The organism is Roseburia sp. AM16-25 (genome assembly GCF_003473825.1).
GTDB classification, from domain to species: domain Bacteria; phylum Bacillota; class Clostridia; order Lachnospirales; family Lachnospiraceae; genus Pararoseburia; species Pararoseburia lenta.
Map to the genome: position 1 here is coordinate 229,895 of NZ_QUCW01000001.1, position 11,851 is coordinate 241,745.

At 44.6% G+C, this 11,851-nt stretch carries 14 protein-coding genes; all 14 read right to left on the bottom strand.

The annotated features are described in order from the left end of the window. Positions 1 to 87: 87 nt before the first annotated feature. Entirely contained in the window at positions 88 to 963 is an 876-nt protein-coding gene (locus DW183_RS01095; RefSeq protein ID WP_118280252.1) for a helix-turn-helix domain-containing protein, read from the bottom strand. A gap of 21 nt (positions 964 to 984) precedes the next feature. Next, complete coding sequence (locus DW183_RS01100) at positions 985 to 1,740, bottom strand: hypothetical protein (protein WP_118280253.1); 756 nt, start codon at positions 1,738 to 1,740, stop codon at positions 985 to 987. Positions 1,741 to 1,757: 17 nt separating this feature from the next. Beyond that, positions 1,758 to 2,723 carry an acyltransferase family protein gene (locus tag DW183_RS01105; RefSeq protein WP_118280254.1) on the bottom strand — a complete coding sequence of 322 codons (966 nt, stop codon included), beginning with the start codon at positions 2,721 to 2,723 and terminating at the stop codon, positions 1,758 to 1,760. Positions 2,724 to 2,850: 127 nt separating this feature from the next. After that, on the bottom strand, positions 2,851 to 4,209 hold the full coding sequence (locus DW183_RS01110; RefSeq protein ID WP_199649391.1) for a M20 family metallopeptidase: 1,359 nt from the start codon (positions 4,207 to 4,209) through the stop codon (positions 2,851 to 2,853). A gap of 105 nt (positions 4,210 to 4,314) precedes the next feature. After that, on the bottom strand, positions 4,315 to 5,496 hold the full coding sequence (locus tag DW183_RS01115; RefSeq protein ID WP_118280255.1) for a MalY/PatB family protein: 1,182 nt from the start codon (positions 5,494 to 5,496) through the stop codon (positions 4,315 to 4,317). A gap of 35 nt (positions 5,497 to 5,531) precedes the next feature. After that, entirely contained in the window at positions 5,532 to 6,698 is a 1,167-nt protein-coding gene (locus DW183_RS01120; RefSeq protein ID WP_118280256.1) for a trans-sulfuration enzyme family protein, read from the bottom strand. A gap of 142 nt (positions 6,699 to 6,840) precedes the next feature. After that, positions 6,841 to 7,440 carry a bifunctional phosphoserine phosphatase/homoserine phosphotransferase ThrH gene (gene thrH / locus DW183_RS01125; RefSeq protein ID WP_118280257.1) on the bottom strand — a complete coding sequence of 200 codons (600 nt, stop codon included), beginning with the start codon at positions 7,438 to 7,440 and terminating at the stop codon, positions 6,841 to 6,843. Then, positions 7,437 to 7,670 (bottom strand): hypothetical protein, encoded by a 234-nt coding sequence (locus tag DW183_RS01130; RefSeq protein WP_118280258.1) that lies wholly within the window; start codon positions 7,668 to 7,670, stop codon positions 7,437 to 7,439. Before DW183_RS01130 ends, thrH begins: the two co-directional genes overlap by 4 nt. Positions 7,671 to 7,698: 28 nt before the next feature. Continuing rightward, the gene (locus tag DW183_RS01135) at positions 7,699 to 8,388 is read right to left on the bottom strand and encodes a flavodoxin family protein (protein WP_118280259.1); all 690 of its coding nucleotides are present in this window, start codon (positions 8,386 to 8,388) and stop codon (positions 7,699 to 7,701) included. A gap of 125 nt (positions 8,389 to 8,513) precedes the next feature. Next, positions 8,514 to 8,735 (bottom strand): hypothetical protein, encoded by a 222-nt coding sequence (locus tag DW183_RS01140; RefSeq protein ID WP_243069485.1) that lies wholly within the window; start codon positions 8,733 to 8,735, stop codon positions 8,514 to 8,516. 88 nt (positions 8,736 to 8,823) lie between these two features. Then, positions 8,824 to 9,210, bottom strand: coding sequence for a YbaN family protein (locus tag DW183_RS01145; protein WP_118280260.1), 387 nt, complete (start codon positions 9,208 to 9,210; stop codon positions 8,824 to 8,826). 619 nt (positions 9,211 to 9,829) lie between these two features. After that, on the bottom strand, positions 9,830 to 10,000 hold the full coding sequence (locus DW183_RS01150; RefSeq protein WP_011527997.1) for a cysteine-rich KTR domain-containing protein: 171 nt from the start codon (positions 9,998 to 10,000) through the stop codon (positions 9,830 to 9,832). Between the two features lie 104 nt (positions 10,001 to 10,104). Continuing rightward, positions 10,105 to 11,121, bottom strand: a complete 1,017-nt coding sequence (locus DW183_RS01155; protein ID WP_025577697.1) for a sensor histidine kinase — start codon at positions 11,119 to 11,121, stop codon at positions 10,105 to 10,107. 2 nt (positions 11,122 to 11,123) lie between these two features. Next, on the bottom strand, positions 11,124 to 11,789 hold the full coding sequence (locus DW183_RS01160) for a response regulator transcription factor (protein ID WP_025577695.1): 666 nt from the start codon (positions 11,787 to 11,789) through the stop codon (positions 11,124 to 11,126). Positions 11,790 to 11,851: the final 62 nt, after the last annotated feature.

Genomic DNA, 11,851 nt, shown 5'->3' on the forward strand with positions numbered 1-11,851 from the left:
AAAGGATGTAATTTCATGCACTGAAACTACATCCTTATTGTATCAAAAGAAATGATTTTCCTCGACTTTATACTTGATTGGTACATATCAATTTTTTGACATTTGCCCGCGATTTTTCCGATTGTACTCGCTCGGCAGCATACCATACTTTTTCTGAAATGCCTTTGCCAAGGCACGGCTGTCCGAAAATCCGACCTGGGTCGCGATCTCACTGATGGTCTTATCACCCTTCTCCATCTCCTCCACGGCATGCTCTAAACGGATGCCGGACAGATAGGACTTATAATTGATCTGGGCGTATTTTTGGAACATACGGGATAAATGTTCGATGGAATAGCCAAATTGCTCCGCCAAAGACTGTAGGGAAATATCCTCCGCATAATGCTTTTTGATATATTCCGTGATCGGCGATAATCTCTGCAAAGCCTTGGAAGACCGGTACAAAAGATCGTCTGCCTCCTCCTGGCGATAGACGGTCACCAGCAACTGCATCATGGCATAGTAATCGCGCAACATCTCATATTCATGCCCCGGCACATCCGTACCGGTCAGATCGTAGATATTACGGATGAGGGTCATCATCTTTTTCTCATTCTCCTCCATCTGCGCCGGATCCAGATCTGCCATAGCCCCCTTTCCCTTTTTGTGGAAAGAGATAAAATGATCGGCAGTCAAGTAATTCTTGAATTCACTGATCGGGATCTGCACATAGACCGCCAGATTGGCTTTCTCCGCACGGATAGAGTGGAGTTCGTTGGTGTTGATGATGATAAATTCACCGCTCTCGACCCGGATCTTTTTTTCGCGCAGGATAAAGACCAGGCTGCCCTCATAAATGGCAAAGATCTCCACCGAATTGTGCCAATGCGGCTCTCTGGTGTAGTTGCCGCCCGCTCCTTCAAAAATATCAATTTTAAACGGCATGCCCGCTCGTGGCACGACCACCTCATGTTCGTAATTCATACATGCTCCTTATGGTGCTTTTTATTCGCCTGCATTGTCCGTCGTCTGCGTTTGTGAGAAGTCGACATCCGTCGTCTCGATTCCAAGCGCATTGCAGATCATCTTTGCATATGCACTGCGTCCTGCTCCATTCAAATGGATGCCGTCATTATAAAACCAGTCCGGGTTCTCTGCCCCTAAGGCATCCCAGGCAATGACTTCCACATTTTTGTTGTCCTTTGCCAACTGGCGGATCACACCGTTTGTCCGCTCCTGATCCTGCAAATACTTGCCATAGACCGTGACCCAGTAGATCTTGGTATCTTTTCCCAGATAATCAATGATCTCCTGCCCGGTCGCCTGACTGAAATAACAGTTGGTGCCCAGTTCGATCACTACGGTAGAGCCCAATTTATTTTCTTCTTTCAGACCTTCTAAGATCTCCACGCCGTCCCTTGCCTGCCGGCTTTCCTTGGCGTCGATCACACCATCCGGGATCGCCTGCATCAATTCCGGTGCGGCTCCCAACATAACCGAATCGCCAACACAGGTGATCTTTGGTCCGCTCTCCTCCTTGGCATCCTTGCTGTCGGATGTATCCTGATCGGCGCTGGTCTGCTTGGCTGCATCCTGCTCCTTTAACATCTTCTGGTTGGCTTTGAACTCCTTTTGCAGATCTTCCGCCAGACGATCGGAAGATTTGGACGGAGCCTTGATAAAGCCCACGATCGCGATCGCGGAAATGATACCGACCACGATCCCAATGGCTACCTTTTTGTAATACTTCTTATCTTTCATCGCTACGCACCCCATTTCTAAAAGATATGCTGTAAGTTGATAATAAAGAGAAGCGGATAATGCCAGAGATAGATCCAGTAACTGTGTCTGCCGATCCATTGCAGGACCTTATTCCGGTTCAGTGCTGTTGTCGTAAAATCGCACTGGTTCATCACATAGACCATAAAGGCAAAAAACAGGCTGATCAGCGCCATACCGCCACGGTAAAGCCATGCCTGCTCACCTTCGACAAGTACAAACAAGGCGATCGTCACCAATAAAGATACGAAAAAAAGAGCCCGCCCATTGTCCCCCTGAAAGAGGATGTTGCCTTTTTTATTCCAGTCATCTTCCTTGAGGCCTAAGACCACGCCGATCAAGAAGGAAAAAGCACGTGTATCCGTGCCGTAGTAAACACGATTGACATTGTCTGCATGGTACATCAGTCCCATGGCAAGTACAGAGGCAACTGCCAGTAGGACAAAAAGCCAGATCGCCCCTTTGCCCAGACGCGGCTCGATCCATTTTTTATAAAGTAAAAAGAGAAGTGGCCATACGACCAGGAGTTCCATTTCCACCCCCAGATACCACAGGTGGGTAAATGGCGAGTGTTCCGTGATCTTCATAAAGTAGGATGCCTGCGTCAGCATCTGCCACCAGTTGTTGTAACCCAGAAAGATACTTGCCGCTTCCTCTCTTGCCCCTAATAATAATTCCTGATGAAAGACGGTAAAAAAGGCAATGACCGCCATGACCATGATATAGAGTGCCGGATATATGCGTAGCCCTTTTTTGATATAATATTTACGAATGTGAAAACTCTCATTATCCCAGTCGATCTGACCTTTCTTTGCCGCCAGATACCCCGATATTAAAAAGAAAAAGCAGACGCCAAGAAAGCCTCCCTTCATGGCGAATGGAAAGATATGATAAAGCACGATCCCCAAGATGGAAACTGCCCGAAGGAAGTTGATTCCTTCATTGTATGTATATGTTGTTCTCATTTGCTATCTCAATCTATATAAATGTATTCTTATCTAAAAGTATGTAACTTTATTTCCGAATATTATTATATATGGCAGTCTGCTCTTTCGCAATTAGAAAATGCATTTTTTTGACAAATTTTATGATTTAGATTGCCAGAAGATTCTTGATCGCTTCCATGTAGATCAATACGGCTTCTTCCATGCCGGATACCAGAATATACTCATCTGCACCATGGATGCGATAATCCACACCCAATTTCTCCGGTCCGAAGGCAATAATATTCTTTAAGGACTTGGCATAAGTGCCGCCGCCGATGACCATAGGCTGGTGTTCGCTGTCCCCGGTCACATCCACATATGCCTTGTAAAGAGCCTCGACCAGTGGAGATTCTCTCGGGAAGAAAAGTGGATCCCCGATCTCAAGGATCTCAATGCGTCCGTTTTCATCTTCCAGATGTCCCTGACACATACTACGTACCCGGTCTGCCTTTAAAGTCACAGGCACACGGATATCGATGGTGCAGGAAATGACACCGTCCTCAGTCTTCACGATACCGTTGCAGAAGGTCAGATCTCCGTACTCATCTGCAAACTTGAGCCCAACGCCTGCGCCGTCACACGCTGTGCCTAAATGGCTATTGTAGAAGGTCACAAAGTCATCCTCAAAGCCTGCTTCTGCCAGACTCTGACAGGTAACTGCCGCTGCATTGACTCCAAGTGTCGGTGTAGACGCGTGCGCCGGTACACCCTTGGCAAAGATCGTGATCCTGTCGCCTTCCTGGCTTACTTTATATTCCTGCAGATCGGTCTCTGCCAGAACCTTTTCCAGACGGTCCTTCAAGCCATCCTTTGCCGGAATCACGGTCGTACAGGAATCACATACTGCATTTGAGACGAACCCACCATTCATGGAAAGGATCTTGGTATGCTTGGAATATGCCATCATCTCCATATGTCCTTTTTCCCCATGGATGCACGGATAACTTGCATCCGGCGTAAAGCCACAGGAAAGTTCTTCTTCAACTTCATTATAATGCTCCATACATTTCGATCCGGTCTCCTCATTACATCCCATGATAAGACGCACACGCTTGTTCAACTTGACACCGGAATCACGCAAAAGTTTCATAGCGTAAAGTGCCTCGATGACCGGTCCCTTATCGTCTGTCGTTCCGCGGCCATAGATGTAGTCGCCATCACGCGTCAGGGTAAAAGGATCGTATGTCCAGTCACCGCCGGTCGGGACCACATCCAGATGTCCTGCGATACCAACGATCTCATCCCCCTCGCCCATTTCTGCATAACCACAGTAATTGTCGAGATTGACGGTGCGAAAGCCCAGTCCCTCTGCGATCTCAAGTCCCACACGAAGCGCCTCTGCCGGTCCTTCGCCAAATGGCTTGCCTTCCTTTGCCTCTGCCAACTGCGAATCAATGGCAACCAGTTTGCCCAGATTTTCTATCATTTCTTCTGATAATCCATGAATCTGTTCTTTGATATCCATAATGTCCTCCAAGTTTTTGATAGCCCCAGTATAACACATCTGCTGTGCGTTTTGGCATAGAAAAAGAGACAGAAATCTCTCCTGCCTCTTTGCCCTTACTTCCTTTTATTTTGTAAATGCTTTTTCAATCCGCTCCATTGCCTCTTGCACGGTACTGCGCGGACACGCTACATTGATACGTTCAAAGCCTTTTCCAGATTTGCCGAAGATGGCTCCACTGTCCAGCCAGAGTCCTGCCTCATAGATGACCTTGTCCTCCAGTTCCTTTTGACACAAACCTGTGCCGCAGAAGTCCAGCCAGACCAGATAGGTTCCTTCCAGGTCGATCATCCGAACATCCGGCAATCGTTCTTCTACAAAGGATCTGACATAGTCAATATTTCCACGCACATAAGAAAGCATACCTTCGTACCACTCGTCCCCATGTGCATAGGCAGCCTGACAGGCAACCAGCCCCATGAGCCCGATCTGGCTGACACCTGCTGCATCCAGTTGATGGATAAATGCCTTGCGCAGATTTTCGTTTTTAATGATGATATTGGATGCCTGCAAGCCTGCAACATTAAAGGTCTTGCTCGGAGAGGTACAGGTCACTGTGATATCCGCCAAGGCATCACTCAGTCCGGCAAAAACATGGTGTTGCCCCTTAAAAATAAAATCATGATGGATCTCATCACTGACCACCGTCACACCATGACGCAGACAAATCTGTCCTATATGCAAAAGTTCCTCCTCCGTCCATACACGCCCCACCGGATTGTGGGGATTGCAGAGAAGAAATAACTTGATATTCTCACGCACGATCTTGTCTTCAAAATCCACAAAGTCTATATGGTAGCGGTTGTCCTCGCCCAGAACCAGATCATTGCTGATCACACGTCTGCCGTTATCGCGGATAACCTCGGAAAAAGGATAGTAGACCGGTGACTGCAAGAGCACGCCATCGCCGCATTTGGTGTATGCCTTGACCGCCATGGCAAGTGCTAAGACAATGCCCGGTGTCTTTACCACCCATTTCTTTTCGATCTCAAACTGATGGCGTCTGCGCATCCATCCCTGCAGTGCCTCAAAATAGGCATCATCCGACTCACTGTAGCCAAAGATCCCATGCGAAGCGGTCTCTACGATCGCATCCTGTATATAGGAAGATGTCTGAAAATCCATGTCTGCCACCCAAAGCGGCAGGATATCTGCCGGCATGCCACGCTCCACCGCAAAGTCATATTTTAAGCACTTGGTTCCTTTTCGGTCGATCGGTCTGTCAAAATCTAAGTTTCTCTCTGCCATGATTTCTCCTTTTGTATCTCTATCTTCTATATTTCCTAGCCTTCTATTTTCTGCTCTGCCTCGGCAAAGACTTTTTCAAGTTCTGCCAGAAGATCTTTAACATCCTCAATGCCTACAGACATACGAAGGGTACATTCGGTGATGCCGTTTTTCCTGCGGATCTCATCCGGTACGTCTGCATGGGTCTGTGTCATCGGATAGGTCAGAAGTGTCTCCACGCCTCCCAGACTCTCTGCATATTTGATCATGCGGACTTTTCCAAGAATAGCATATGCATACGCCTGATTTTTTACCTGAAAAGTAAGCATGGCACCAAAACCGCGCGCCTGCTTCTTCATGATCTCATGTCCCGGATGGCTTTTGAGGCCCGGATAGATCACCTCAGTAACACAGGACTGCTTTTGCAGCCAATGCGCGATCTCCATAGCGTTTGCCTGAGCGCGTTCCATGCGGATGCCTAAGGTCTTGATCCCACGCTGGATCAGGAAACAGTCAAATGGCGCCAGACCCGCCCCGGTCGTCTTGATCAGGAAACGAAATCTTTCTCTGATATCCTCCCGATTTGTGACAAGAAAGCCTGCCAGCGTATCATTGTGACCGCCTAAGAATTTCGTCCCGCTATGGATGACAATGTCTGCTCCCAGATCCAGCGGATTCTGGAAGTATGGGGACAAAAAGGTATTATCCACGATCAAAAGGATGTCATGCTTTTTTGCCACCTGAGCCAAGGCAGCGATATCTGTCACATTCATCATAGGATTGGTCGGTGTCTCAATGTAGATCGCCTTGGTATTTGGCTGGATATAGTCCTCTACATTGACCGCATGACATGGCACAGAAGAAAAGGTCAGCCCATTCTTGGAAGATACATGGCTAAACAGACGGATGCTTCCACCATATAAGTCTTCATCTACGATCAGATGGTCTCCCGGCGCAAACAACTCCATCAGCATGGTAATAGCCGCCATGCCTGTGGTAAATGCAAATGCATCAATGCCGTTTTCCAGACTTGCTACAATCTTTTCCAGATGTTCTCTGGTCGGATTCTGCAAGCGGCTATAGTCAAAGCCTGTACTCTGTCCCACGCCCGGGTGTGCATACGTTGCCGTCTGATAGATGGGATAGGAAAGAGCGCCAAAGTGGCTACAGTCTCCTTCCTCCTCTTCTAAGTGTAAACATTTTGTCTCAAATCCTCGTGCCATATGTATATGTCCCCTATTCTTTTCTAAAGTGTATGTTTTGGATTGTATCATACATTTCATACTGTTGCAATAGGAATTATATGAAATAGAGTAAAAAAGAAGGACATATCTCTTGTAGAAGATATGCCCTATCACTTGCTTCTTATAAGGCTGCCTTGATGGCTGCCAGCAATTCGTCATATGTCTCATATGCCGGAATATCCGGGTTGTCCTGCTTGATCTGATCGGTGGATTTAAAGAGAAATCCCGCCTTGCTCGCCTTGATCATTCCGAGATCGTTGTGGCTGTCACCGGAAGCGATCGTATCATAACCGATGGACTGTAATGCCTTGACCGTGGAATACTTGGAATTTTCAATGCGCATCTTAAAACCGGTAATCTCGCCATCCTCTGCCACTTCCAGCGAATTACAAAAGATGGTCGGATAGCCCAATTTCTTCATCAGAGGTCCTGCAAACTGGGTAAAAGTATCACTGATAATGATGACCTGTGTCATTTCCCGCAACTGATCTAAGAATTCCTTTGCGCCCGGGATCGGATCGATCTTTGCGATTGTCTCCTGAATCTCCTTTAAGCCAAGTCCATGTTCCTTTAAAATACCAAGCCGCCAATGCATCAACTTATCATAGTCCGGCTCATCTCTGGTCGTTCTCTTTAATTCCGGGATACCGCTCTCCTCAGCAAATGCGATCCAGATCTCCGGTACCAAGACGCCTTCTAAGTCCAAGCATACTATGTTCATCTTTTTTCTCCTGCCTTTATTCTCATTTTTTCATAAGTATAGCATACCAGGCTCCCGGACACAAATAAGGGAATGTAAGAAGATACCAGCCGTTCCAGCACGCTCCCACTTTGTATGCCATATCCTGCACACACGCCCTGCAAGATCTGTAAAGAGGTCAGCTCCGTGATCCCCTGTGCTCCCGGTAAAGGCAGCATCAGAGACAATAAGACCATGATGGAATTTGTCAAAAAAATCCTCTTTCGTATCGTCAATCCCCTATTTCCAAGGGCGCTTGCCATCCAGCCATCCTTTTTCCTTCCAGTATTTTGCATCCACACTGTCCGGACGCTTCTTTAAGACCATAGACATGACCGGGAAAAATATCCTGGTCTTTAAAGGTGGCTTTACCCTGCCCTGGTTGGCTTTGATCTTGGACGCAAGCGCATCCATATCTCGCTCGATCTTGTCCTTGGTCTTTGCCGTCACATCTTCCCACTTCATAGCACGAACAGCGATACCATACTTGTAGGTCTTAGCCACACCCCAATAAGCAGCACTGTCCGCCATATCCTGACAGGTGTTCTTTTGTCCGCCACCTGCCGCGGTCGCGATACAGACCATCTGCTTTTTGAACATGCTCTCCTCCGGGCGATGCATGATCCAGCGCCATCCATAATGTTCCAACAATGCCTTCATAGCAGAAGTGACATGGTAAACATAAACCGGACTTTCAAAGATCAAAAGGTCTGCTGCATCGATCGCCTCTGTGATCGGTGCCAGTTTCTCATAATGCGGACACAATTTTTCGTCCTTTTTGATGCACTGGGCACAACCGACACACATCTGATCAAAGTCGCGCGGTAAGACGATCTCCGTGATCTCTCCGTCTATTTTTTCTGCTAAAATCCTTGCCACATGATAAGTCGAGCCTTTGTGGCTCTGTCCATGGATCAATGTAATCTTCATAAAATGCCATCTCTTTTCTTCTTTTATTCGCAACTCATTCTACGCTTGTAAAAGAGCAAATACAATGGCATTCTGGTACTTTATGAAATACAAATCCCCCTCGAACCTGAGGGAGGGTATCTATCTTAGTGGATAAAATTTGTATAGGTAAATTCCGGTTCTTCCGGCATGGAAAGTCCCATCTTCATCGCTACATTCTTACAATTCAGCCAAAATGCCATATTATTGCCTAAAACCTGCATAACCTGCATGCCCTCGGCATCCTGCTGCACCTCTTTTGGATTTGTGCCATGCATCATATTCCAATATCTGGAGGTAATGATCGGCATCTGCTTCCTTTGACACATATTTTATTACTCATATAACTATACTAAAAGATGTCTCCAAACAGAAGTCTCTCTTTGTTAGGCAGTATAAACCTAAAGGTTATGTCTCTTATGATTTCTCCACCGGAATTGTCTTGATCCTGGTAAAAAAATAGACATATTTAAAGATGATAAGGAATATGATAAATGCCCTCCCATACCAATTCGGCATTGCTGCAAAGGCTAAGAGCAGCATGCCCGATGCCGGGAGAAGCAGACTGAACTTTGTCTTTAAGGTCATACTCCGATTTTGCACAAACTCGTCCAAGTGATTTTTGTATAGTTTTGTGCCGGTAAACCATGTATGGAACTTTTCAGAACCCTTAGCAAGACAAAATGATGCTAATAATAGAAAGGGTGTTGTTGGCAGTACCGGCAAGACCACACCAACAGCACCGATTCCGATCGCTGCAAATCCCAGGATCAGCCATAGGATTCGTAGTGGATTTTTCTTCATATAAAATATACCCTCCTGTTAGTTTATGCTAACCATTATATCGTAGTTAGGCTAGACTAACAAGTGGAAATATTTGCTTAGCAGAAACATCGTTATCGAGGTGAACTGAATGGCAGGTTATTTCTCTCCTTCCATCGCAAAATCCATTTTATGCAATGAAAATGATCTACTCATCAACTTCCACTTTTCTCATCTTGTCATAATACGCTTACGACTTAATTCAACAAAAAACGACAAAAGAAAAACCGCAAAGGCTGTCAAACCCTTACGGTTATAAGAAATAACAATTCTATTATATAGATATTTAACATCTACTTTTGGAACATAATTTCCCCAAATGGAGATAAGAATTTTTTTAACAGATTATTCTCATCTCTATCGAACGGTATGTAAATAACTGCTGCTTAAAATCAGCAGCACAGTGTTATCAGACCAACACATAAGAAATCCCTCCAAACTTGAAACAGGTCTGGAGGGATAAAATAGCCATCTGAGCATGACAAAATTGCCCACCAAAACACCGTTTTTTTTTATTTGGCGGACTTGTCAAATTCTATATTCATGTAAAAAAAGAGCCGATGACTTATGAGGTTATCTCACAAGTTCATCGGCTCTGCGTCTATGCGTCTGGCTCTTTGATGACGGTTATATGTAATTTCTTTGCATTTATTAAAGTTTCTTTCTTACATTTCGGACAGTAAAGAGGATAATTCTTTAAAACAGTATCTTCTCTAACTCTATCACGGGTTTTGTTGCCACAAATCGGACAAATTATCCATTCTGAAATCATAAATTATCCATCTCCATTTATCATGTTTTATTTAATCTTTCTATTTTATATTTACTATCTTGACAAATTCATATCGTACACTTATCTGGAATTACTATTATTCTCTAAACTTTTTTCAAGAATAAAGAAAATATCGTACCTTTTTCATCGGATGCCACCTTGATATACCCGTTCTGCTTATTCACAATATCACGGGTAAGATATAAACCGATCCCTACACCGTCAACTCCTGCTGACTGCTTTCCACGGTAAAATCTGCCGAAGATTTTTGCCTGTTCTTCTTCAGGAATGCCAATTCCGTTATCGGATACATCCAATCGCAAATACGATGGATATTCGGTGATTTTCAAGTCCACAACTCCTCCGCTTGGTGTATATTTCACAGCATTGTCAAGTACATTGGTAACAGCTTCTGCCGTCCAGTTAAAATCAAGCAGGGCTTCAAAGGTCTGCCCACAATCAAAGGTAATCGTAATATTTTTATCCCTTGCTTTGGCATAAACCGTTTTTACCGCTTGCATAACAATATCATTTAAACTGCTTTGTTCAGGTTTTAATCGGATAATGCCACTTTCCAAACGGGACATTTTAATCAAACTGTTTGTCAAAAAAGTCAGCTTTTCAAGGGACATCTGCAAGGTGGCAATATATTCCCTTCTCTCCTCATCGGATAACCCTGTATCACCTAATAACTGTGCAAAGGTGTTTGCCGCTGCTACGGGCGTTTTAATTTGATGCGAAATATCGGAGATTAAAGTTTTAATCTGTTCTTTCTCCTGTGTCAGCATTTGATTCTGTGCCTTTAAAATATTGCGGAGTTTTAGAAGTTGATGCTGCAGCCGTGCGGTCAGGGTATCCTCAGCTTCTGAAAAGACCGTCCGTTCCTGCTGTTCTACCAATGCTTCAATGAGCAGCGTAATCTCCTCTAACAGATTATCATTATAGCGGTTGTGCAGAAAGTCCAGCAGGAACAACAGACCCCCAAAAAATACAAATGCAAAAGAGATAAAAAGCGTACGGAAAAGGATGTCCTCCATAAAAAAGAACACACCAACAGATACCACCGCCGTAGCAGTACCTATAATTAAAATCAGTTTTCTATAAATCACAAAATGCTTCATCGTCATTCTCCAAAAGAGTAGCCCATGCCAAAAACTGTTACAATGTATTCCTGCTTTTCATCATTCAGTTTCTGCCTTAGCCGCTTAATATTCACACGCACGGTATTATCATCAACAAAGTTTCCATCTATATCCCAAAGCTGTTCCAAAAGCATTGCCTTTGTAACAACCCTTCCCCTGTTTTCCATTAGATAAAGGAGCAATTTGTATTCTGTTGAGGTCAAATGTATTTCCTGTCCCTTCATCAAAACAAGACACTTTTCTTTATCTAACTCTAAATCTCTGTATTTCATACGAAATTTTCCTACGCCACTTCGTTTTAGAACTGCCAATACTTTTTTCCGTAAAACTTCGATAGAAAAAGGCTTTGATATATAATCATCACAACCCACGCCAAACCCTTCCAACATATCTTCTTCCGTATCATTAGCAGTTAGAAATAATACGGGTGTTTCCGATGTTTCACGAATTTTTTCACAAAATTCCAAACCATTGCCGTCAGGCAGGTTAATATCAAGCAGAAACAAATCATACTTTTGTTTTTGGTATTGCTTCAATGCTTCCAAATACCCATAGACTGCTGTGACCATATGCTCGTCTTTTTTTAGGGCGATAGAAATACCCTTGCTCAGAATTTTGTCATCTTCAAGTAGAAAAATATTTGCCATAGCCGCAAAACGCACCACCTTCCTCAATATACAAAATTGCAGGAACAGACGCAGCAATGCTG